Annotated in this window: 19 protein-coding genes; 11 read left to right on the top strand and 8 right to left on the bottom strand. The window is 43.9% G+C overall.

The window, feature by feature from the left end:
- Window positions 1-14 precede the first annotated feature (14 nt).
- A complete protein-coding gene (porD, locus tag NZ848_RS01260; RefSeq protein ID WP_253533346.1) occupies window positions 15-920 on the top strand; it encodes a type IX secretion system protein PorD in 906 nt (301 codons plus the stop codon).
- A 26-nt stretch (window positions 921-946) separates the two neighbouring features.
- On the opposite strand, the gene NZ848_RS01255 is transcribed toward porD, so the two are convergent.
- Window positions 947-1237, bottom strand: coding sequence for a hypothetical protein (locus NZ848_RS01255; protein WP_259014046.1), 291 nt, complete (start codon window positions 1235-1237; stop codon window positions 947-949).
- A 932-nt stretch (window positions 1238-2169) separates the two neighbouring features.
- Window positions 2170-3198, bottom strand: a complete 1029-nt coding sequence (locus NZ848_RS01250) for a sialidase family protein (RefSeq protein WP_259014045.1) — start codon at window positions 3196-3198, stop codon at window positions 2170-2172.
- A 196-nt stretch (window positions 3199-3394) separates the two neighbouring features.
- Between NZ848_RS01250 and NZ848_RS01245 the strand changes: the two genes are divergently transcribed.
- On the top strand, window positions 3395-4954 hold the full coding sequence (locus NZ848_RS01245; protein ID WP_259014044.1) for an FMN-binding glutamate synthase family protein: 1560 nt from the start codon (window positions 3395-3397) through the stop codon (window positions 4952-4954).
- Between the two features lie 76 nt (window positions 4955-5030).
- On the opposite strand, the gene NZ848_RS01240 is transcribed toward NZ848_RS01245, so the two are convergent.
- Together NZ848_RS01240 and NZ848_RS01235 are read right to left on the bottom strand one after the other, a co-directional pair.
- Window positions 5031-5444, bottom strand: coding sequence for a Dabb family protein (locus tag NZ848_RS01240; RefSeq protein WP_101727358.1), 414 nt, complete (start codon window positions 5442-5444; stop codon window positions 5031-5033).
- Window positions 5445-5487: 43 nt separating this feature from the next.
- Entirely contained in the window at window positions 5488-6360 is an 873-nt protein-coding gene (locus tag NZ848_RS01235) for a 3-keto-disaccharide hydrolase (protein ID WP_259014043.1), read from the bottom strand.
- A gap of 117 nt (window positions 6361-6477) precedes the next feature.
- Between NZ848_RS01235 and NZ848_RS01230 the strand changes: the two genes are divergently transcribed.
- Both NZ848_RS01230 and NZ848_RS01225 read left to right on the top strand, forming a co-directional pair.
- Entirely contained in the window at window positions 6478-7317 is an 840-nt protein-coding gene (locus tag NZ848_RS01230; RefSeq protein WP_259014042.1) for an AraC family transcriptional regulator, read from the top strand.
- 88 nt (window positions 7318-7405) lie between these two features.
- Complete coding sequence (locus tag NZ848_RS01225; protein ID WP_259014041.1) at window positions 7406-9160, top strand: DUF885 domain-containing protein; 1755 nt, start codon at window positions 7406-7408, stop codon at window positions 9158-9160.
- A 7-nt stretch (window positions 9161-9167) separates the two neighbouring features.
- Here NZ848_RS01225 and NZ848_RS01220 read toward each other — a convergent pair whose 3' ends face one another.
- Complete coding sequence (locus NZ848_RS01220) at window positions 9168-10568, bottom strand: chloride channel protein (RefSeq protein ID WP_259014040.1); 1401 nt, start codon at window positions 10566-10568, stop codon at window positions 9168-9170.
- 62 nt (window positions 10569-10630) lie between these two features.
- Complete coding sequence (hemF, locus tag NZ848_RS01215) at window positions 10631-11527, bottom strand: oxygen-dependent coproporphyrinogen oxidase (RefSeq protein WP_259014039.1); 897 nt, start codon at window positions 11525-11527, stop codon at window positions 10631-10633.
- 78 nt (window positions 11528-11605) lie between these two features.
- Between hemF and NZ848_RS01210 the strand changes: the two genes are divergently transcribed.
- Window positions 11606-12373: a 3-hydroxyacyl-CoA dehydrogenase gene (locus tag NZ848_RS01210; RefSeq protein WP_259014038.1), complete on the top strand. Its 768-nt coding sequence runs from the start codon at window positions 11606-11608 to the stop codon at window positions 12371-12373.
- 44 nt (window positions 12374-12417) lie between these two features.
- Window positions 12418-13464, top strand: coding sequence for a histidinol-phosphate transaminase (gene hisC, locus NZ848_RS01205; protein WP_259014037.1), 1047 nt, complete (start codon window positions 12418-12420; stop codon window positions 13462-13464).
- Between the two features lie 84 nt (window positions 13465-13548).
- On the opposite strand, the gene NZ848_RS01200 is transcribed toward hisC, so the two are convergent.
- Window positions 13549-15429 carry a M61 family metallopeptidase gene (locus NZ848_RS01200; RefSeq protein WP_259014036.1) on the bottom strand — a complete coding sequence of 627 codons (1881 nt, stop codon included), beginning with the start codon at window positions 15427-15429 and terminating at the stop codon, window positions 13549-13551.
- Window positions 15430-15730: 301 nt separating this feature from the next.
- Here NZ848_RS01200 and NZ848_RS01195 point away from each other — a divergent pair, with 301 nt between their 5' ends.
- On the top strand, window positions 15731-16615 hold the full coding sequence (locus NZ848_RS01195) for a PhzF family phenazine biosynthesis protein (protein WP_253533323.1): 885 nt from the start codon (window positions 15731-15733) through the stop codon (window positions 16613-16615).
- A gap of 63 nt (window positions 16616-16678) precedes the next feature.
- Complete coding sequence (gene mtgA, locus NZ848_RS01190) at window positions 16679-17458, top strand: monofunctional biosynthetic peptidoglycan transglycosylase (RefSeq protein ID WP_259014035.1); 780 nt, start codon at window positions 16679-16681, stop codon at window positions 17456-17458.
- Between the two features lie 1107 nt (window positions 17459-18565).
- Here the strand turns inward: mtgA and NZ848_RS01185 are convergent.
- A complete protein-coding gene (locus NZ848_RS01185) occupies window positions 18566-19093 on the bottom strand; it encodes a DUF2911 domain-containing protein (protein WP_259014034.1) in 528 nt (175 codons plus the stop codon).
- A 140-nt stretch (window positions 19094-19233) separates the two neighbouring features.
- On the opposite strand from NZ848_RS01185, the gene NZ848_RS01180 reads away from it, so the two are divergent.
- The 3 genes from NZ848_RS01180 to NZ848_RS01170 all read left to right on the top strand — a co-directional run bounded on the left by NZ848_RS01180 (window position 19234) and on the right by NZ848_RS01170 (window position 22648).
- Window positions 19234-20544: a hypothetical protein gene (locus NZ848_RS01180; RefSeq protein WP_259014033.1), complete on the top strand. Its 1311-nt coding sequence runs from the start codon at window positions 19234-19236 to the stop codon at window positions 20542-20544.
- Between the two features lie 26 nt (window positions 20545-20570).
- The gene (locus NZ848_RS01175; protein ID WP_259014032.1) at window positions 20571-21692 is read left to right on the top strand and encodes a DmpA family aminopeptidase; all 1122 of its coding nucleotides are present in this window, start codon (window positions 20571-20573) and stop codon (window positions 21690-21692) included.
- 248 nt (window positions 21693-21940) lie between these two features.
- Window positions 21941-22648: a hypothetical protein gene (locus NZ848_RS01170; protein ID WP_259014031.1), complete on the top strand. Its 708-nt coding sequence runs from the start codon at window positions 21941-21943 to the stop codon at window positions 22646-22648.
- Window positions 22649-22683 lie beyond the last annotated feature (35 nt).

The following is a 22683-nucleotide window of genomic DNA, read 5'->3' as shown; positions in this document are numbered from 1 at the left end:
TAACGGTACAAACTATGAAAAAAATAGCAATGACATGCCTGCTGGCCTGCGCTTTTTTAAGCAGCTACGCCCAGGAAATAAACTGTAATGTAACCATTGTATCAGACCAGATTAACGCGCAGCAGGCTTCTGAAAAACAGGTATTTACAGACATGAAACTGGCCATCAGCGAGTTTATGAATAATAAACGCTGGACCAATGACCTATTTGCTCAGAACGAACGTATCAAATGCAATCTCATTATAACCTTTACGAAGTCACCACAACAGAATGTGTTTCAGGGCAATGCCCAGTTTCAGGTTATCAGGCCGGTATTTAATACCACTTACGAAACCCTGCTGCTGACATACGTAGACCGTAACTTTAATATATCATTCTCGCCGGAAGACCGCCAGATGATTTTTAATGAACAGAATTTCTCTAATAACCTGACCTCTATTCTGGGGTTTTATTCATTAATAGCCCTGACACTTGATTACGACAGTTTTTCAAAAAACGGCGGAGACCGCTTTCTTACGCGTGCATATAACGTGGCTAATTTGGCTGCCAGTGCAGGGCAAGCCGGCTGGGAGCAAACCGGTGATGTAAGAAACAGGTACTGGCTGGTTGAGAATCTGCAGAATCAGCAATTGCTGCCTTTCAGAGAAGGCGTGTACAATTATCACAGATTGGCACTTGACAACCTGACCACTGACCCCGCAGGAAGCCGACGACTGATACTAGATTTTATAAGCACTATTAAAAGCCTTCAGCAATCAAGAACTAACTCGGTGCTTATGAATAGCTTTCTGGACGCCAAAAGTGAAGAAATGGTAAATGTGTTTTCTGAAGCAACAAAAGAAGAAAAACAAAAGGCTTTTCAGGTGTTATCATCAATAGACCCATCAAAAACTGAGCAATACCGCAGACTTACTAAATAATGCGGCACTTCAGGCCGCCTGCAAGGTTATAAAGTAAAACGAGCCACCCAGTTTTTCTGTCCGCAAGACGTTGAACGTATATCCATAATTGTCAGATAGTCGCCTGACTGATAAGTAGTTGATATATTATGGCGCTTAATAAATATTCGTGCGTAATCTTCCTTTTCTTTTTGCGCCAGCAACTCGTTTAATTCTGCCAGTACCTCTTCAATAGTATTTAGTGTAGATTTCGAATGATTTTTCATGTCAGAAGAATTAAGCATGGATATTTTCAAAATCTTGCGGCAAAGCGGCATTGCCAACAAAATCCATGCCATTTTTTTATTGTTATTATTTTGTATCCGTTAAATAATTTTTCAATTTAAACAAACAGCCACTTTCAGCAGGATTTTCGTACTGCTATCCTATCCAAAAAATTATCAAGGGGTATCAAATAAAAAATATTATTATCGAACGGCTTAAATATGAAGCAAATATTTAGCGTTCAGTTTGAAAATTAACGTAATGACCATACGCAGCAAAAAAACTCAAATCCAATCGTAATCATTTTTGGTATGATTATTTCTATTAAGATGAAGGGACATCGTAATGGTCACTCCAACCCTCCCCTGAATGAGCATCTCTAATAGATTACCTAATTATGAAAGATGCTCAATAATGGGAGGAGTTGGATGTGATTAAATACTTTTTGGGCTTCGATGTTACTCTTTATAGTTGTTTTGCTGATCGAGCAAAGTATCCGAAAATGACTATAGAAAGCCTTTTTATCTGGAAGAAATTACATGATGACTTAATAAAATCAACGTAATAAAAATATTCACTCAATAGCAATTGTCAGTAAACGTGGAGCAAACTTTAGCTCCACTTTTCTTTTTTTACAGATACCCCTAACTATTGGTTAGCTAAAGGTATTTTTTACTTTTTGAGATTACGCAAAAGCAGCAGTTTAACGCCGAGCAATTAATTCAATAGCAATTGTACTATCAACTTTTCATTTTCTTTAACCCAACGCTTTATCTGCTGCGTTTTGTTGAATCAAATGTCAGGATTTAGATTAATAATTGACCCGCCTTTTCGATGAAATGCATAAAATGAAGTTTTTTTGGCGGCATTCATGGTTCGCGGCTCTTACATAAGCCACAAAGCAGCCAGGCTATATACTCACAGACTTGTAAATCAATCATTTATACAAACAAAAAAGCAGATTAGGCGCGCCTAATCTGCTTTTTTATACCAGGTTTAAAAGAAACTATTTAACGTCAAGCACTACGTATCTTACGTTTTTACGGTCGTTGGTGTAAGTAATATGAACCAGACCATCGTTCGACTGTATGATGGCCGGATAGCTGAACTCGCCTTTAGGTTCATCTTCTAACACACAAATATCTTTCCAGTTAACTCCGTCTCTTGAAGCAGCAACACTTAGTTTCTGACGCCCGTTCGACCACTCTCTGCCCTTTTTCAAAGGATTATAAACAATTAGTTGCAATCCGTTTTTCAGCGTTACTGCATCGGTACCCGAGTTCGGGTTTGGCAGGCTTGTTACCTTCAATGGCCCCCAGGTTTTACCGTTATCGGTTGACCACGTCTCTACCACATAATTCTGCTTACTGCGGCAAAGCAATTGCATTCGTCCATCGGCATACTGCAGAATACTAGGCTGAATTACGCCGAAGGTATCGTTCTCAATTTGTATTTTCTGCCAGTTTCTGCCATTTTTGTCAGATTTTTCAAGGTGGATATGCCATTTATTGCCCTTTACGCTTTCAGTACTGGTAGGATACAGTATATCGCCGTTAGCCAGTTGAACCGGTTTGTTTTTTATAGGCCCCAGCATTCCTTCCGGCAGTTTTTCTGCTGCAGACCACGTTGCACCATTATCAGCTGATGTTTTCACCTCGCCCCACCACTCTCTCGGGTTCTTGCCTACTTTATAGAACAGAAAAAGTTTCCCTTCATTGGTTTTAAACAATACGGGGTTCCAGGTTGGGTATCTCAGTTTATCATTAATTACGCCGTCGGCAACTTTTTCAGGCTTAGACCATTTGCTGCCGTCATACCTGGCTATCCATATACATACATCAGGATTCGACTCCCTCGTACCGCCAAACCAGGTGGCCATCATCTGGCCTTTTGATAGCTCAACTATGCTTGACGCATGGCATTCGGCAAAGGGTGGATTCTCAAAAATATTCTCTTTTTTTAAGATAGGGCTTTGCGAAAAACTATTTTTAAACGTTAATAAACAAATAAGAATAAACAGGTGTTGAAGTTTCATAGGATGCAATAGTTTTGAATGTACTTTTTTTTATTTGTTCAGATTAATGACATAGGCAGCATAAACGAAAATGCTGGTTAAATATCATAGATAAATACGAAATTACTACTATTAAATACTATTCATCAAAAGAAAACTTATATCCGGTTGTTTATTAACCAGCATTACTATCTATTTATACATCAAATTTCAGCTTATGGCAGTTATAGGTCAGTTTCTGAGCAGCATTCCCTGGTGGGCTTATCCTTTGGTTTTTTTAGCATTACTTGCCATCAGAGATATTTCACAAAAAAAGCATACAATCCAGCATAATTTTCCGGTAGTGGGGCATCTCCGCTATTTTATTGAGAGCATCGGGCCAGAGCTCCGCCAGTACATTGTAGCCAACAACCGCGAAGAACTGCCGTTTAATCGCAGGCAACGTTCCTGGATTTACGCTTCTTCAAAAAAAGAGAATAATTTTCAGGGTTTTGGCACCGACCAGGATATTTACAGCTCTGGTTACACGTTTATCAAACCTGCCTTATTGCCCTACAAGCTGCCATCTGGGCATCCGAATATCGCTAATCCTTATATTTGCCCGTCGGCCAAAGTAATAGGCGAATATCACAATCGCCGGCAGCCATATCTGCCCAAATCAATTATCAACATTTCAGGTATGAGCTTCGGCTCATTGTCTGCACCAGCCATTGAATCACTCAACATAGGCGCCGATAAATTCGGGTGTTATCATAATACAGGTGAGGGCGGGGTATCTGCCTACCACAAAAAAGGTGCCGATGTGGTGGTAAATATAGGTACCGCCTATTTTGGTGTGCGCGACGACAACGGCAACTTTGTAATGGAAAAACTGATTAAACTTTGCCAGAACAACCCTTGTATAAAAATGATTGAGCTGAAGCTATCGCAGGGAGCCAAACCCGGTAAAGGAGGTGTGCTGCCAGCTACCAAGCTGACTCAGGAATTAGCCGAAATCAGACACGTGCCTTTAGGCAAAGATGTCATTTCTCCTGCCAGCCACAGCGCTTTTTCTAACATACCGGAAATGGTTGATTTTATTGAAAAAATGGCCGAAGCCACAGGTTTACCAGTTGGTATAAAATCGGCAGTTGGCAAGCTTGAAATGTGGGAAGAACTGGCCGACCTGATGAAGAAAACAGGTAAAGGCCCTGATTTTATTAATATTGACGGTGGCGAAGGCGGCACAGGTGCTGCACCACCCAGCTTTGCCGACCACGTCTCGTTACCTTTTGTTTATGGGTTCTCGTCGGTTTATAAAATATTTCAGAAAAGAGACCTGAACGATAAAATCACGTTTATCGGAGCCGGTAAACTGGGGTTGCCAGACAAAGCCGTTATGGCATTTGCGATGGGTGTTGATGTAATTAACGTAGCACGAGAAGCCATGATGTCTATTGGCTGTATACAGGCACAGGTTTGCCACAATAATACCTGCCCTACAGGTGTAGCCACGCAAAACAAATGGCTGCAGTCTGGCATTGACCCTACGCTGAAAAGCGAACGCCTCTATAATTACATGAAAACCATGACGAAGGAAATACTGGAACTAAGCCACGCCTGTGGTTATGAACACCCCTGCCAGTTTATGATGGACGACGTAGATGTGGCCATGGGAGATACCAACAAAACGCAATCGTTGCGCAGCACTTACCAGTATCAGAAAACACCTGTAAAGTTTGAAGGTTTCCAAAAACTGCTTGACAGCCCGTATCTAGGCGGAAAAAACGCTCATTGACAGGCATAGTAAATCCCTCTGGCTGCAAAACCGGAGGGATTACCACCTATATTGCCAGCAAATCTGGCAACACAACTCAAGACCTTTTGGCGCCTATTGAATCATACACGATTACCTTCTCCCATAGGTGAGCGTAGTTCTCAACAAATTTCAGATGAACCGGGTGTTTCTGGTAGATTTCTTCTTCTTCCAGGCTATCAAAAAACAATAGCCATGATACCGCGTAGCCGCGCTCTATTACACTTCTGTTGGTACTGGCCGGCACACCAATATGCACCATTTTGATTTCCTTTATTTTGGTGAGTCCTTCAAGACCCTCTATCAGTTTGGCTTTGTCGGCCTCATTGCCCGGGTTTTTCAACCAGAAGTACACATGATGCACAAATAGCTCTTTGGCCGCTTTTGTTTCAGTGCCTGCAAAAGCAGACGAGGTAACAACCGATGCCAAAGCCGTGTTTTTCAGGAATTTCCTGCGTGTTGTGGTGTTCATTCTTATGCTGTTTAATCTTTAATAATTTCAATCTTTATGTGGCTTATAAAAACAGTTTCTTATAAAGCTCAGGCATTGCAGCAATGGGCTTAATGCGTATGTCTCGGTAAAATACCTCTGCTGCTTCGCTTTGCAATTGTAATTTTCCTTTGGTCATAGGCACCTCCTTACCGTCTGGCTGTATGTAGCGGCTGTTTTGTAATACCATTACCACGTGTCCGTTTACAATGTGCAGACTTTTGCCTTCAAAACAGATAAGCTCCAGGGTAGTCCATTCGCCAGCCGGACTCTCATAGTCGGCCGACCGCATACAATAATAATCACCCTGGCTTTTAAAAGTTCTGAACGGCCTTCTGGCATCAGCCACACAATTCATTATTCCTTCAGATTGCCAGGCACGGATATCAATGGCAGAATTTGCCTGACACCAGAAGTCGCCCATGTGGCCTTCCATAATCTGAAACTCCTGAGAGAGCATCCATGAACGAAAATATTCTGCCCCGGCCTCACCAGTTGAATGATAAAGTATACCAGAATCTTTCAGCTTTTCAAGCCTGGGTACATATTTGCGTTTGCCCCATTTCACCTGTAGTTTCAGATGATAGTTTTCATACTCCTGACGTGTAAACAAGCATCCATATATTTCTCCGCTTACTTTCAGCACCGGGCCACCGGGTTCATTCAGAACCGTAAAAACCCCATACTTATCATTATTATAGCCAATAGGCTTTATATCCGCCCCAAGAGAATCCTTCGGTATTTTTCCATTATAATTATTAGTATGCCTATAACTCAGGTAGTTTTCCCACCGGCTTAAATCCTTGTCGAGAAGAATAGTCCATTCATCCGCTTTCTGTAATGAAGACAAGCCCAAAACAAGCAAAAATAAAGATATTAGCAGATAAAGGTGTTTCATAGCCGTATAAATGTAAAGATAGAATGATGTATGCAGTTACAAAGCTACACCATGACGCAGGCTTATGTATTGTAAAAATCCAACATATATTAGTGCTTTCTTTACTACTTTTGCTTTATGAAAAGATACGTACTGCATACCCCCTTCAGCATCTATCATTTTGAAGCGGCCACCTGGGTGCACTCGGTGCATAAGCATACCTATTTTGAGATAATATTTACTCTGAAAGGTAATGGCATCCATAATATCAACGGCAATGAGTTCAGGTACCTGGCCGGAGATGTGTTTCTTCTCGGGCCGGAAGATTATCATCATTTTGAAATCAATGAAATAACCGAGTTTTGTTTTATCCGTTTCAATGAGTCAATCTACAATACACCACATACCGAAGATAAAGACAGCACCTGGCAGCAGATAATGAAAACGCTGCTTTATACCTCGTCGCAAAGCCGGGGTACCATTGTGCACGACAAACACGAAAGAGAGAAACTGCATAGCTTGCTTAAACTGCTCGAAGAAGAAAACGAGCATGAGCAATCGCAGTACTTTGAGTTAATCAGAAACAACATTATGCGCAGTATGATGATTATCCTTGCCCGTAATCTGTTTGGTCAGGCTTCTGCCAGCCCCGTGTTGAAAGACTCTGTAGAGGCAATTCTTACCTATATAAAAAAACATATACATCAGCCGGCAGAACTAACCATTGAGCATCTGGCAGATGTATTTAATTATGCCCCTGATTACATCAGTATTTTTTTTAAAAAACATACCGGAGAATCGTTGAAACAATACATTACCAAATACAAAATGAAACTGATTGAAACCCGGTTGTTATTCAGTAGGCTGACCATCTCTGAAATTGCCGATGAGTTTGGCTATACCGACGAAAGCCACTTCTGCAAACAGTTTAAAAAGTTTACCGGCAGCACGCCAACGGCTTTCAGGAAGCGTGATTAAAGCCAAAGTATCTAAAAACTGCTGCACGTTTCTGAATTTTCCTTATCTTCGGATTCTTATTCCTTAACCGTAACGCACCAGTTCTTCCATGAGAAAATACTTTTTACTGCTATTGATATGCCTGCATAGTTCTTTTGCTTTTTCACAAAAACCCCAACCAAATGCCGTTATTACTGATGTATTAGAAGAAATAAAAGCATTTCATAGACTTGAATCGGCCTCAGACTCGGTCAATTCACCTTTTCCGTTTGGCAGAAACCGCGAAGAAGATTTCCTTCGCCGTTATCAGTTTTTTAAAAAGGAAGCTGACAAGCTGAATGCCGTAAATGAACAAACACTTACTTTTGACGACCAGATAAACATAGCGTTGCTGAAATATCAGCTGAATGACGAGCTGATTTCTTATGAATACAAAGAATACCTGAACCCCATACTGGCTGACGAGGGTTTTCATACCGGCATAGCAAGAATTGCGCCTGCTGCCTTTTCAACTAAAAAACAGGTTGAACATTATCTGACCAAACTGAAAGGGATACCGGGTTTTGTGGATGACAACCTGGCTTTAATAAGAAAAGGGCTTGCATTGGGTATATCTCAACCCAGCATTGCGCTAAAGGGCTACGAAGCCACCTACAATGCCCATATTGTTGACAGCTACGAACAATCTGTTTTCTGGAAACCGTTTATAAAAAAACCGCAGTCTATCTCTGAGGCTGACTGGTTATTACTACAAGCTGAGGGCAGAAAACAGATAGAACAAAGCGTGATACCGTCTTACATAAAAATCAGGACATTCTTTGAGAAAGAGTACCATCCTAAAACCAGAACCACGCTTGGTGCTTCGCATTTCCCGAACGGCCGGAAATTCTATGCCGAAAAAGTAAAACACTATACCACCACCAATAAAACGCCTGATGAGATTTATGCCATTGGCATGCAGGAAGTAGAACGCATCAGGAAAGAAATGCAGTTGGTATTGGACGAGGTAAACTTCAAAGGCTCAATTAAAGCATTTATTGATTACCTGCGCACCGAACCCAGGTTTTACCCTACTACGGGTGAGCAACTGCTTAAAGAAGCCTCTTTTATTGCTAAAAAGATAGACGGAAAACTACCATTGCTTTTTGGTAAGCTGCCGCGCCAGCCTTATGGCGTAGTACCCGTGCCAGACTACCTGGCACCTACCTACACAGCCGGGCGGTATAGTGGTGCCTCTATCCAATCAAAACAGGCAGGCAACTATTGGGTAAATACCTACAACCTGCCCAGCCGTACTTTATATACCCTTGAGGCCCTGACACTGCATGAGGCCGTACCGGGGCATCATTTGCAGATAGCGTTGACACAGGAGCTGGACTACCTGCCTGATTTCAGACGAAACCTGTATGTGAATGCGTATGGCGAAGGATGGGGCTTGTACAGCGAATACCTGGGCTATGAACTGGGCCTTTACAAAGACCCGTACAGCAGGTTTGGCCGATTGACTTACGAAATGTGGCGTGCCTGCCGCCTGGTAATTGATGTGGGTATCCATGACAAAGACTGGACGCGTGAACAGGCGGTTAGTTTTCTGGCTGAAAACACGGCGCTTTCTTTACATGAAGTCAATACCGAAATCAACCGGTATATCTCCTGGCCGGGGCAGGCTCTGGCTTATAAAATCGGAGAAATAACCATTAAGAATCAGCGTAAAAAAGCAGAAGAGGCTCTGAAAGATAAATTTGATGTTCGGGTGTTTCATGACCTCATACTATCGCAGGGGACTGTAACCATGGCCATACTTGAAAAAATGGTTGACAAATACATTGCCGAAGAATTAGCCCGGCCGGACGGCTCAAAGTAAAAGTGGGTCAGTTCTTTTCTTCGGTGTCAATTTCAGCCAGATACTGTTCTTTCATCTGGTCATAGAACGAATGCTTGCTGACGAATGATGATACCAGATTGGCAGCCAGGCCGGCTATCATAAGATAAAATATGATACTCTCGGCGGTTGTCATTTCCAGTACCAGTATGGAAGATGTAAACGGGCTGCGTGTAACGCCTGTAAGAAAACTGACCATACCACACAGCACTATAAGATTGGCATTAGAACAAACCAGATGAAACCATTCTGCCACCCATGAACCCACACTGGCGCCTGCGCTCAGCGACGGGGCAAATACACCACCAGCACCGCCGTTGGTAAATGAAACCACCGGGCCGAAGAACCTCAATAAAGGCACGTACCACTCAAGATACTTGTTGTTGGTCAGCAACAGGGTTTGCATCAGTTCTTTGCCTGTGCCGAAGGTTTCAAAACTAATAAAAATACCCGCCGATGCTATTACCAGACCTGCAACAATGCAATATAGCAATTTTGCCCGGTTGGTATTCAAGGCCTTTTTCTTCTTCAGTATATACAAAATAATGCGGGTCATGGTGCAGCCAAGGTACCCCGAAAGCACCGCTGTAACAATAACCGGGAAGATAACCCACCATGCCAGATTATTTACCTTTGGATACCCCAGATACAAATACGGCCCCAGTATATTCAGGGCGGTTAGCCCGGCAATAATTACACCTGTAAGCAAAGCCGACTTGAAATAACTGAAATGTGTTTTGGTAAGCTCTTCTATGGCAAATACAATGCCACCAAGCGGCGTATTAAAAGCAGCGGCCAGTCCAGAGGCAGCTCCGGTAATGAGCATGTTTTTTTTAGAAACCTTGGGGTACCACTCCGGAAGCCAGTCATTGATTTTCTTAAATATAGAACCGGCTATCTGAATAGTAGGGCCTTCCCGACCGACAGCACCTCCGCCAAACACCATAATAAGGCTTGATACTATTTTTATCAGCAGTACCCTGATACTCAATAAATTATTTACCAGCCCATATTTTTTAGGGTTTGCCAGTTCAATGGCCGCACTCACCTGCGGAATACCACTGCCACGGGCAAAAGGGGCATATTTCTGAACCAGCCACCACGACACTATAAAGCACAGCGGCGTAATACCCATAAACACCCATTTATTGAGGTGAAAAAGATAGATAGTGCCACGCTCTGCTATCATAAAAAGTTTGGCATAAATAACGGCCACCACACCCGTAATGAAGGCTCCTGCCCAGAAAGGTATGGCATTGAGCAGGCTCTGCTTTAACTTTTTATTGGCAATAGCATCTACCCTTGCCTTTAACAAGGCCTTTATTGCATCTTTGGCTTTCTTTATCCTTCTGATAGTACTCAGATGTTTCCTGACAAATGTATATTTCATAACATCAAAGACTGTTGTAATTTGGCAATTCAAAAAGCCACCGACTGGTGCATTGTGCGGCCTTACACCCAATTAATGTCTTTCTTTAGCAGGCCAAGCGTTTGCGCTTCTGCGCTACCCGGCTCAGGCTGGTAATCATACACCCAATTAGCTACAGGCGGAAGGCTCATTAAGATAGACTCCGTACGTCCGTTGGTTTCCAGCCCGAATTTCGTGCCTCTGTCCCAAACCAGATTAAACTCAACATATCGCCCCCGGCGTAGCATCTGCCAGTTGGTTTCACGTTCGCCATACGGCAGCAGATGGTTTTTTGCCATCAGGTGCGTATAAACAGGTGCAAAGCTCTCGCCTACCGACTGCACAAAGGCAAACAAATCTGCTTTGGCAGGTTCATCGGCTGGCTTCAGGTAGTCAAAGAATATCCCACCTACACCGCGGGTTTCGTTTCTGTGAGGCAGATAAAAGTAGTTATCTGCCCATTCTTTATACTTAGTATAATACGCAGGGTTATGTTTATCGCAGGCGGCTTTCATTTGGGCATGAAACCAGCGTGCATCATCCTCAACCACATAATGGGGTGTCAGGTCTATGCCACCACCAAACCAGCAGGTACCGTTGCCCAGTTCAAAATACCGCACATTCATGTGTATGATAGGCACCATAGGGCTAACCGGATGCTGCACTATTGATACCCCTGTGGCAAAATAGTCTGACTTCTCCGATAACTTCAATTGCTTCTGTAGTGCATCAGATACTTCACCGGATACGGCCGAGAAGTTCACCCCCCCTTTGGCAATGATACGGCCGTCGGTTATTACCCTTGTGCGCCCGCCGCCGCCACTGTGGTGTTGCCATTGGTCTTCATGAAATCTGCCTTTGCCATCGGTATTTTCTATGGCAGCACATATATGGTCTTGCAGGGTTCTGAAGTATTCGGCAATATTTTCTTTGGATAACATAAGATTCTTTTCAAATTTTGTGGCAATTTAGCGACACCGGTAGAGGTATCCATAATAATTTTTCTTTTTTATCAATTTATGCAGCTAAAAGGACTCACAGCCATAGTAACCGGCGGAGCATCGGGTTTAGGCGAAGCCGTTGTCAGGCGGTTCGTAAAAGCAGGTGTTAATGCCGTAATAGCAGACCTGAACAAAGAGAAAGGCAAAGCGCTGGCAGCCGGACTGGGCCGCAAGGCAAAGTTTGTAAAATGTGATGTTTCGTCAGAGAAAGATGCACAAAAAGTGATGGCCCAGGCCATAGCCCGTTTCAAAGCCATCCATATTCTGGTTAATTGCGCCGGTATAGCACCACCTGCCCGCACCGTGGGCAAAGATGGACCTCATTCGCTGGCGCATTTTCAGAAAATAGTTCAGATAAACCTCATTGGCTCATTCAATATGATCCGTCTGGCTGCTTTTGAAATGACCCAAAACGAAGCCAATGATGGAGGCGAACGAGGTGTAATTATTAATACGGCTTCGGTAGCTGCTTATGACGGGCAAATCGGGCAGGCAGCCTATGCGGCCTCGAAGGGTGGCATCGTGTCTATGACCTTACCCATTGCCCGAGACTTATCCAGAAACGGTATCAGGGTAATGACCATTGCCCCGGGTATTTTTAAAACCCCGCTGATGGCCTCATTGCCCGAAGAAGCGCAGCTTTCATTAGGCCAGCAGGTTCCGTTCCCGTCTCGTTTGGGCCAGCCGGATGAATACGCGCAGCTTGCCCAGCATATTGTAGAAAACACCATGCTGAACGGAGAAGTGATTCGCCTGGATGGCGCCATCAGAATGGCTCCCAAATAATTAGTACAACCAACCACCATTAAAAATAAATCAGATACGCCCTTATGTTTTCTCTGAACAATATAATACGCCAGCATATTCTTACACTTGCCCCCTATTCGTCGGCTCGTGATGAATACACCGGCAAAGAAGGTATCTTTCTTGATGCCAACGAAAACCCTTTCGGCTCGGTAATAGACGGAAATTATAACCGCTACCCGGACCCTCACCAGACAGACATAAAAGACAAGCTGGCTGTAATTAAAGGCGTGCGACCGGGGCAGATTTTTCTGGGCAACGGCTCTGACGAAGCCATTGATTTGCTGATTCGTGCTACCTGCGAGCCAAAGGAAGATAATATTCTGATAATGCCCCCAACCTACGGTATGTATAAGGTATGTGCCGATGTACAGAATACCCCGGTAATACAGGTGCCATTAACCACAGACTTCCAGATAAATACCGAAGCCGTACTGGCGGCGGTTACACACCATACCAAACTGATATGGATTTGCTCGCCTAATAACCCATCGGGGAATCTGGTGAGCAGAGAGGCAGTTTTGGAGATTCTTGAAAAATTTACAACCGGGCTGGTAATAGTGGATGAAGCCTATATTGATTTTGCAGAGGCTGATTCTTTCACCAACTTGTTAGACACCTACCCGAACCTGGTAGTATTGCAGACATTCTCTAAAGCATGGGGATTGGCCGCCTTACGCTTCGGGATGGCCTTTGCATCAGAAGACCTGATTAAGATTCTGAACAAAATCAAGTATCCGTATAACCTCAATGCCGTAACGCAATTGCTGATACTGGATGCCCTGAACAACGAAGATAAAAAGAACGCTTACGTACAGGATATCCTGAAAGCACGCCAGACACTGGCAGATATGCTGGGCACGCTGGCAATTGTAAAACACATTTACCCTTCAGACTCCAACCAGTTGCTGGTTAAGTTTGCAGATGCCAAAGCGGTTTTCAGATACCTGATTGACCGGAAGATTATCACCCGCGACCGCTCTAATGTACAGCTTTGTGAAGGATGTATCCGTATATCGATAGGCACTGATGCCGAGAACGCCGCTTTGGTAGAAGCCCTGAAAGCCTACTGAAAATTATAAACAGCAAGCGCGGCCCTGTTAGTTTACAAAGGCCGCGCTTCTTTTTTATTCAAGCTGAATGTTCAAGCGGTAAAATCAGTTTTTATCCGGGCTTAGCCAGTCTTTTCTTAGCTTCAATTGGGCAGGTGTTGGGTTGTCGGCTGGTTTCAACACATTCTTTTCTACTACGTCTACCAGCATGGCCGGTGCCGACAGCTTCACTATTTCTTCTTTACCTTCGCTGTTTTTACGGGCTACTTCCATCACTACCGGGTCTCCTTCTTTGGTGTTGTTGCTGTAATCATCCAACAGGTGCTGCACTTTGGTTAACTCAAATGGCTGGCCGTTCAGCGAGATAATCTCATCATTCTGCTGATACCCCATTTTCTTACCAAAATCGTTCATGTTGCTGGCATTGGCTATTTTTATGCGCTTGGTTGCCGCACTGTAGCCCAGGTTAATGCCACCAAGGCTGATTTTCTTCACGGTGGCCTCTGGCAAATAATCAATACCTACGCTCTTGAAAACATCAACCAATGGCAGTGGTTCGGGGCCTTCAACGTATTTGGTAAAAAACTCGCGGATTTCAGGATAAGTCAATGCCGTTATTTTATCAAACAACTCATCATCTTTAAACGACTTGGTTTTACCGTAGGTTTTGGCCAGGTCACGCATCAGATTTTGTGTACCATACTTGCCGTCTGATAACTGACGGAGTCTGATATCCAGACACAGTGCAATCAAGGCGCCTTTATTATATACGTTCTGATACTGGTTTTTGTATTTATCCAGCACCTGCTTGCTCATTTCAGTAAACGGCAGTTTGTCGTTCACACGCTTCATGAAATTGATTTTATCCTGCAGCATATCCAGATACTGCGGCATTTCAATCAATCCATACTTCATCTGCATGTGTCCGGCGGCATATTCGGTAGCTCCTTCATACATCCAAAGGTGTTTACTCATCTTCGGCTGGTTAAAATCAAAATCGCCGATTTCTTCTGAATGGATGCTCAAAGGCGTAATGATATGAAAAAACTCATGCGAAGCCACGTCTTTTACTGTCTGCGAAAGCTCCTTCGAAGTGCCTTCGGGCAGATAATAGAAAGACGAATACGAGTGTTCTAAGGCACCGTAGCTCATCAGATTCGGGTTATCTGACAGCACAATCAGGAACGCATATTTCTGAATCGGCAATTTGCCACCCAGGTAATCTTTCTGGGCATTCAGCAACGAGTTTATATTGGCTGCAATTTCTTTTGAGTTAGCTTTTTTATTGGGCGAAAAAACCGACACCAGAATATCAGCGCCACCTACTTTCAGCACGGTGGTGTCCGGGCGGGTGTACAGTATCGGGGCATCAGACAAATCCATGTAGTTATCGGCCTCAAACACATCACGGTTGGCTGTGGTTGAAACAAAATTCATAGAAGTAGCGCCATAAAAGCCATCAGGCTTGGTGAATGACACCCGGTAAGGCACTTTTGTTAAACCATTAAAATAGCCAAAAAAGCAGAAAGTATTAATGGCAAATTTCTTGTTGGCATCAATATCGCTACCGGCAGGCTCAAATATTTTTTCACCTTTAATTTCGGGCGAATCCCAGGTATCATCAATTTTATAGCTGATTCTATGCAGGTCTTTGGCATTTTTGATGGTCCAGCTGTTTACATCTGCCTTGGTAACCGGCAGCGTATCGCCCTTGGCATTATACGCCTTAAAACCAGACACATAACGGCCAAAATCATAATTGGCATAAGTACCCGGCACAATTTTAGGCAGAAAATACGTAATCTGGTCGGCATTGATTTTAGGTGCCACCAACGAAACCTCCAGTTTATCGTTCTGCACTTTGGTTAAATCAACCGAAAACTGATACAGGTTATTTTTTTGTGTTGATGAGGTGCTCACCGTGGCGCTTCTGGTACAGGCGGCCATAACGGCCATTGTCAGAAGCATACATGCAATTCTTTTCATAAATAATTGATTATAATTTGTATAATAAACTCAGATGGATTGTAAACGCACAAAGTTATTAATTCGTATGACACCAAAAAACATACCGAACAACAATTTACCACCTGTATCTCGTGGTGTCAGACACCATACCTATGCTGCAAACCATTGATGCACGGCAAATAAGTAAAAAAAAACGAGTGCATCATCACCCATTATGGGGGATATTTCGTTTTTTAGCAAAACGTTGGAACATGATTTCAGGATTTGCCGCACCAGGCCATGAAAGGGTATCAATTCTAAATCTTAAACCGGAAAAAAGATGGAACTAGATTTTTCAATTGTTGATGTGTTTGCCGAGCAAAAATATCAGGGTAATCAGTTGGCTGTATTCCGCAATGCCGGAGAACTGACAGACGAGCAAATGCTGAAAATTGCCAGGGAAATCAATTTTCAGGAAACCACCTTTATTCTTTCTGATGAACCCTCAGACGGTGGCTATAACGTTCGGATTTTTACGCCCGAATACGAAGTACCCTTTGCAGGCCACCCTACGCTGGGTACGGCATTTGTGTTGATGGGCGATACCGGGTCTGAAATAACCTTAAACCTGAAAATAGGTAAAGTGCCTGTAAAACCAGCCGATGGAATACTCTGGCTTGAATTGAACAACCCTGTTTTTGGTGAAACCCTCTACACCGACCTGCCGCCTCTGCTGGGCATTGAACCCACCGATGTTGACGATACCCTGCCTGTTCAGCTGGTGTCAACCGGTTTGCCTTATCTGATTGTTCCGCTAAAAACCCTGAAAGCCGTGCAGCAGGTAAAACCAGAGGCCGCCGCCATTACCCAATGGCTTATTGACAACCAGCTGCATAAAAGTAATTCGGCCGATGGCCTTACCACTGCTTTCTTTGTGTTCTCGCCAGAAACACACGCAGAGGTAAATCATGTGCATGCCCGGATGCTCTGCCTCGAAAACCAGAAAATAGTAGAAGATGCCGCCACCGGCAGCGCCAATAGTTGCCTGCTGGCCTATTTGCTTAAGCATGAGCTGCCTGTTATTCATAAACTGGTAGAACAGGGGTACGAGATAAACCGCCCTTCGTTAATCAGTATTAAAGGCGAGCGAACCGACAACGAAAAGTATAAATTGCAGGTAGGGGGCAAAGCGCAGCTGGTTGCACAGGGCAAATGGTTTGTGTAACCGCATAATTTTACGATTTTTGCATAAAAAAGTGCAATACCCTTACAAAACTTAACCTGACACATGGCTAAGAATACATTCAGAAGTAAAACTCCGGCCCCTAAAAAATCAAAAGCTGCGGCCAGGCCCAGGCTCGCCTCCGTATGGGTAAGGCTGAAACGTACGCTGGTCAGGTTTGTTATCTTTTTCTTTGTTTCAAGCATCAGTGCCGTAGTGTTTTTCAAGTTTGTACCTGTGCCTTTTACGGCTACCATGCTGACAAGAAAAATAGAAGCCATTGCCGAAGGAAAAGACAGCGAGATACATTACCAGTGGGTTTCGTATGACAAAATATCAAAAGAAATGCCCTTAGCGGTGGTGGCTGCCGAAGACCAGCTTTTCCCTGACCATTACGGGTTTGATTTCGGGTCGATGAAAACCGCCTTTAACCGTAACCTGAAAGGCCGGAAGATACGCGGCGCCAGCACGATTTCGCAACAGGTGGCCAAAAACGTTTTTCTATGGCAAACCCGCAGCTACATCCGTAAAGCCATTGAGGTATATTTTACAGTACTGATAGAGCTTATCTGGGGCAAACAACGTATTCTGGAGGTGTATCTGAATGTAGCAGAAATGGGCGACAGGACATTTGGCGTAGAAGCGGCCTCTAACCGGTATTTTAATAAATCTGCCAAAAATATCAGCCGAGAACAGGCCGCACGGATAGCAGCCGTATTGCCCAGCCCCAGGAAATGGTCAATCCAGAATCCGGGGCCTTATGTAGCTCGCCGAACCAGTCAAATTGCCCGGCAAATGCGGGCTTTGGGTGGGCCATCTTATCTGAAAGACTTACGCCAGTTTTGATATAAGTCTGCATCAGCGGCCAAAGCAGCTCGCACTAGTCGCACGCTTGTGCGAGGTGTGCGAATAGTGCGAGGTGTACGAGGTGTGCGATTCCGCACTAATCGCACTTTCCGCACTTTCCACACTTTCCACACTTTCCGCACCAGAGTACAGAAAGTACGGAAAGTGTGGTTAATGGTTTTCTGAACAAAGGCTACTCACTCTTATCTTTAATAATTATATTATTTATTTTGATTATTAATTATTGATAATCAAATAGTTACAAAAAAAATATTCAATTCTGTTTAATTCATTTCATTTATCTAATTAAGAACTTCTATTCGTACGAATCGCACTTTTCGCACTCTGGTGCGATTTGTGCGGTTGGTGCGGTTGGTACGGTTATCGGCTTTCAATACAGAATCTATCTTCTATAATATTATAGATAAATTAATTAATATATTGATTATCAATTAATTATAAATATTTATATTGATTAATGATGTAGTGCCTCGTACTACTCGTACCAGAGTACGAATGGTGCGAATGGTACGAATCGCACTTTCCGCACTCTGGTGCGATTTGTGCGATTTGTGCGATTTGTGCGATTTGTGCGATTTGTGCGGTTGGTACGGTTGGTACGGTTATTGGCTTCCAAAACAGAATCTATCTTCTATAATATTATAGATAAATTAATTAATATATTGATTATCAATTAATTATAAATATTTATATTGATTAATGATGTAGTGCCTCGTACTACTCGTACCAGAGTACGAATGGTACGAATGGTACGAATCGCACTTTCCGCACTTTGGTGCGATTTGTGCGATTTGTACGCTTGGTACGGTTATTGGCTTCCAAAACAGAATCTATCTTCTATAATATCATAGATATAATATTTATTGTATTGACTATCAATTAATTATAAAAATATCAATCTATTTGATGAAAAAATAAGGGTCGTACTAACTCGCACTATTCGCACTCTTGTGCGAGGTGTGCGAATCCGCACTTTCCACACTTTCCACACTTTCCGCACTTTAGTACAGAAAGTGCGGAAAGTGCAGGTCTTAGTAAATTACGATGGTGGCCAATACTGGTTTCAATCACTTTAGTGGCTCAACCCTACTTCACCCCAAAAGCTACCTCGGTGTTTGCCCATGCCAGGGTTACTGAGTGCTTGTTCACTGCATACCATAGCTTTTCGCTGAATGCCTTTGCTTGCTTAGGCTTTACGGTTACACGCAGGGCATCCTGTGCGGCATCATACTTAAAGGCCCCCCATTGGTTAGGCACTTTGTTAAATATGATGGTCCATTCGTTGGCACCGGGTATGGCAAAGAAACCATATTTGCCAGCCGGAAGCGTCTTGCCCTCAATGGTTACATCTTTAGCAAACGCAATGGTTGTGGCCTCATTGGCACCTGCACGCCATACTTCACCATAAGGCACCAGCTTACCCCAAATCTCGCGGCCTTTTACTGAGGGCTGGCCATAATTAATAGTTATGCTATTACCGTTGATAATGCCTGATGCCGTAACCGGCGGCGACGGACGTTTGGCTTTGTCGTCCTGCGCAGAGACAGCAAATGTAAGAAATAAGAAGGCGAAAAAAACTGCTGCCAGCACCCCTGTTTTTGTGTTCTTTTGCATAGCTTTGTTAGTGTTTTAGAATTTAATTGCTGATTCACCGAATCGACCTGACAATTTATGAAGCCTCTGCCAACGGTTCTATTCATAGCCTTTTCAAGTCTGTTCAAGATTATTCAAACCACCCCACAGCCCATAAACGCTTGAAAACCGATACAGATGACATACTGCTAACCCGATGCAAAACCCTGATTGAAGAGAAACTGGGCTGGGGAAACAGCACCCAATGGAGCAACCGCGATTTTGAAGAGTTATCTCAACAGATATTTGATGTTACCTCTGTAACCCTCAGCCCCACCACGTTGAAGCGCATCTGGGGCAAGGTAAAGTATGAGTCTGCACCTACTGCCACTACCCTGAACACGCTGGCACAGTACACAGGTTTTGAAAACTGGCGGGATTTCCGTCAGCACCATGCAGCCGAAATGCCACAGCAGGCGTCTGCCGTTACAGCGGCTCAAATACCGGCCAACAAACCCGAGGTACGCAAACGCCCGTATCTTTTCTCGTTTATTCTGCCCTTTTTACTGGCAACAGGCATTGTCGGCTGGTTGTTGCTTGCAAAAAAAGATGTAAACACATCAGCGCAGCTGAACCCTGCCGATTACCAATTCAGCAGCAAAAAAGTGGTGGCATCGGGCGTACCTAATTCAGTTATTTTTGATTATGATGCCTCCAAAGCACCTGAAGATTCGGTGTATATTCAACAAAGCTGGGATTCCTCCAAACGAACCCGTGTTGCGCGCAATCAGCATCAGCATACCTCTATCTATTATTACCCGGGCTTTTTTCAGGCCAAACTGGTAGTAGGCCATCAGGTTATCAAAGAGCATCAGCTTTTTATAAAAACCAACGGCTGGCTGCCGCTGATAAACCAGGAGCCTGTTCCGGTATATTTCAAACTGCAGGAGGCAATTCAAGACGGAAAACTGGGATTGACCGTTGAAAAAATAGAGGCACGGCATATCAACCTGCAACCCACCGCGCCATCGGTGCAATACATGAACCTGAAGGATTTCGGCGACATCAGCACTGATAGTTTCATTTATGAAACCACCATACAAAACACCTATAAAGAGGGTGCAGCCGTTTGCCAGTATTCAGAAATAGGCCTGCTGACCGAAGGTTCGGCTATCCTCATCCGGCTGTCGGCCAAAGGTTGTATTTCAGAAAACACCCTGTTCTATATCGACAAAGAAATACCTGGTAAAACCAACGACTTATCAGGTTTTGGGGTTGACTTCAACCACTTTGTAGCAGTTCGGTGTGAGGCAGTCAATAACCATGTAAAAATATTTGTAGACAATAAACTGGCGTTCGATTTCCCCCATAAAGGCGCAGGTAGCAAAATTATTGGCCTTACGTACCAGTTTCAGGGTGCAGGGCTTGTAGATGCTGTTAAACTTTCAAGAGGCAACGGCCAGGTTATTTATGAAGACACTTTTGGCCGTTAGGCCTTTCAAATCAATAGACTAAACGCATGAAACTACTTCTCTTTTTTCTGTCTTTGTTAAGCATAACGGTTGAGGCCCAACAAAAACGCCCGCGAGAACTGGGCATCAAAACAGGGGTTATGAAACCCGGCATCAACAATGCCATAACAGATGTGGCCGGCGTAAAAATTGGGCATACCACCTTGGCAGACGGAGAGAAGATTCATACAGGCGTAACGGCCGTTGTTCCGCACGAGGGCAATCTATTTCAGGATAAAGTACCTGCCGCCATTTTTGTAGCCAACGGTTTTGGCAAGCTAACGGGCATTAGCCAGGTGCAGGAACTAGGCAATATTGAAACGCCCATTGTGCTTACCAATACGCTTTCGGTACCCACCGCTGCCGACGCCGTGATTGACTACACCCTGGCACAAAAAGGCAACGAAAAGGTGCGGTCGGTGAATCCGGTTATCGGCGAAACCAACGACAGCTACCTGAACGACATAACTGGCAGGCACATTACCAAAGAACACGTACTGAAAGCCATAGAAACCGCCACCACCGGCAAAGTGCAGGAAGGCAACGTGGGTGCAGGCACCGGCACTGTCTGTTTCGGCTGGAAAGGCGGCATCGGTACGGCATCAAGGGTTTTGCCTGCCAAATCTGGCGGCTATACGGTGGGTGTAATTGTGCAAACCAATTTTGGTGGTGTATTACAAATAAACGGTGTGCCTGTGGGTGAAGAACTGAACCAGTATTTTCTGAACGACCAACTGAACGACCCTGCCGACGGGTCTTGTATGATAGTAGTGGCTACCGATGCGCCCATTACGGCGCGTAATCTGGAAAGGCTGGCCAAAAGGGCCATCTTCGGGCTGGCAAAAACCGGGGGCATTGCCTCTAACGGAAGTGGCGACTACGTAATTGCTTTCTCAACGGCCAAACCATTACGGGTGGCTCATAACGGTTCTACCCGATTCTATGAAGCTACCGAACTGCGGAATGATGACGTATCTCCGCTCTTTCTGGCTGCCATTGAGGCCACCGAAGAGGCCATCATTAACGCCATGTTTGCCGCACAAACCACCAAAGGCGCCAACGGCACCATCAAAGCCTTACCTACCGACAAGGTATTGGAACTAAGCCGTAAATACAACAAGCTGAAATAACCGCTCGCTACGGCCATACTGTCGTTAAAAAAGCTTTGATTTACCAGCATACCACTGCCAGGCTATCTTGCACAGCCTGATGGGAAAGCCGTGCTGTTCAGCCATGCGCAGGCATTAGCTTTCTGTATCTTAAAAAATTTCATAACACCATATAGGGGTAGTGGGCATCAGGGTTGTCTTGCTTGAACACCGCATCAGGCAGTGATGAAACAAAACCTTTTATTTATTAACAACAATTATAAACAATTATGAAAAAGATAGCATTGCTTTTAAGTTTACTAAGCTGCACCACCGCATTTGGCCAGTTGTTTACACCGGCTTATGAGCAGTTTTCTACCCAGGAGACCGCCTACATTTATCTGGCAGACGGTAACACGCTGGAAGGAACCGTCAGTTCGGTCAATCAAAAAAACGGACTTATCCAGAGCCTTGTGCTAAAGCCGAGCGGAGAAAGCAAAAAGACCAAAGTAAAAGCAGAAAGCATTACAGCGATGTATTTGCCCATCAGCCAATTCAACAAGATAAATAATGCCATAAACCTGACTTTCGATCCACGCAAATGGAGGGGAAAAGGCGTAAACAATGAGGTGATACAACAGGGATATGCTTATTTTGAAAAAACCAGTGTTGCCAATCATGCAAAAACAGACCAACTACTGCTGCAATTGGTAAACCCGACATTCAGCGAGAAAATCAAGGTATTTCATAATCCGCTGGGGGTTTCAACCAGAACCATGGAATTTAAAAATGGTTTTGCCATTGAAGATGAAGTTAACAAATCTTACTATGTAAAGATAGGTGATGCCGCAGCCGTAAAACTGAGAAAGAAAGATTATGAAGAGGCTTATGCCGTGCTATACAAAGACTGCCCCCAACTGGTTGATAAACTAAAAGGCAACCATAGCTGGATAAAATTTGACGAACATCTGCACGCCTACACCAAAGGCTGCAATTAATAAATTATAAGGGCAGCGTACAAAAACCTGCCCTT

The organism is Emticicia fluvialis (assembly GCF_024793945.1).
In the GTDB taxonomy this organism is placed as follows: domain Bacteria; phylum Bacteroidota; class Bacteroidia; order Cytophagales; family Spirosomataceae; genus Emticicia; species Emticicia fluvialis.
The sequence above is the reverse complement of the archived record's forward strand: the minus strand, read 5'-3'. Positions and strand labels throughout refer to the sequence as shown.

Excerpts from the sequence above, each read along its gene's own strand:
- hisC (WP_259014037.1), top strand. The coding sequence starts at position 12,418 with ATGTTTTCTCTGAACAATATAATACGCCAGCATATTCTTACACTTGCC.
- NZ848_RS01255 (WP_259014046.1), bottom strand. The coding sequence starts at position 1,237 with ATGGCATGGATTTTGTTGGCAATGCCGCTTTGCCGCAAGATTTTGAAA.
- NZ848_RS01240 (WP_101727358.1), bottom strand. The coding sequence starts at position 5,444 with ATGAACACCACAACACGCAGGAAATTCCTGAAAAACACGGCTTTGGCA.
- NZ848_RS01210 (WP_259014038.1), top strand. The coding sequence starts at position 11,606 with ATGCAGCTAAAAGGACTCACAGCCATAGTAACCGGCGGAGCATCGGGT.
- hemF (WP_259014039.1), bottom strand. The coding sequence starts at position 11,527 with ATGTTATCCAAAGAAAATATTGCCGAATACTTCAGAACCCTGCAAGAC.
- NZ848_RS01175 (WP_259014032.1), top strand. The coding sequence starts at position 20,571 with ATGAAACTACTTCTCTTTTTTCTGTCTTTGTTAAGCATAACGGTTGAG.
- mtgA (WP_259014035.1), top strand. The coding sequence starts at position 16,679 with ATGGCTAAGAATACATTCAGAAGTAAAACTCCGGCCCCTAAAAAATCA.
- NZ848_RS01250 (WP_259014045.1), bottom strand. The coding sequence starts at position 3,198 with ATGAAACTTCAACACCTGTTTATTCTTATTTGTTTATTAACGTTTAAA.
- NZ848_RS01200 (WP_259014036.1), bottom strand. The coding sequence starts at position 15,429 with ATGAAAAGAATTGCATGTATGCTTCTGACAATGGCCGTTATGGCCGCC.
- NZ848_RS01245 (WP_259014044.1), top strand. The coding sequence starts at position 3,395 with ATGGCAGTTATAGGTCAGTTTCTGAGCAGCATTCCCTGGTGGGCTTAT.
- NZ848_RS01195 (WP_253533323.1), top strand. The coding sequence starts at position 15,731 with ATGGAACTAGATTTTTCAATTGTTGATGTGTTTGCCGAGCAAAAATAT.
- NZ848_RS01185 (WP_259014034.1), bottom strand. The coding sequence starts at position 19,093 with ATGCAAAAGAACACAAAAACAGGGGTGCTGGCAGCAGTTTTTTTCGCC.
- porD (WP_253533346.1), top strand. The coding sequence starts at position 15 with ATGAAAAAAATAGCAATGACATGCCTGCTGGCCTGCGCTTTTTTAAGC.
- NZ848_RS01225 (WP_259014041.1), top strand. The coding sequence starts at position 7,406 with ATGAGAAAATACTTTTTACTGCTATTGATATGCCTGCATAGTTCTTTT.
- NZ848_RS01170 (WP_259014031.1), top strand. The coding sequence starts at position 21,941 with ATGAAAAAGATAGCATTGCTTTTAAGTTTACTAAGCTGCACCACCGCA.
- NZ848_RS01220 (WP_259014040.1), bottom strand. The coding sequence starts at position 10,568 with ATGAAATATACATTTGTCAGGAAACATCTGAGTACTATCAGAAGGATA.
- NZ848_RS01235 (WP_259014043.1), bottom strand. The coding sequence starts at position 6,360 with ATGAAACACCTTTATCTGCTAATATCTTTATTTTTGCTTGTTTTGGGC.
- NZ848_RS01230 (WP_259014042.1), top strand. The coding sequence starts at position 6,478 with ATGAAAAGATACGTACTGCATACCCCCTTCAGCATCTATCATTTTGAA.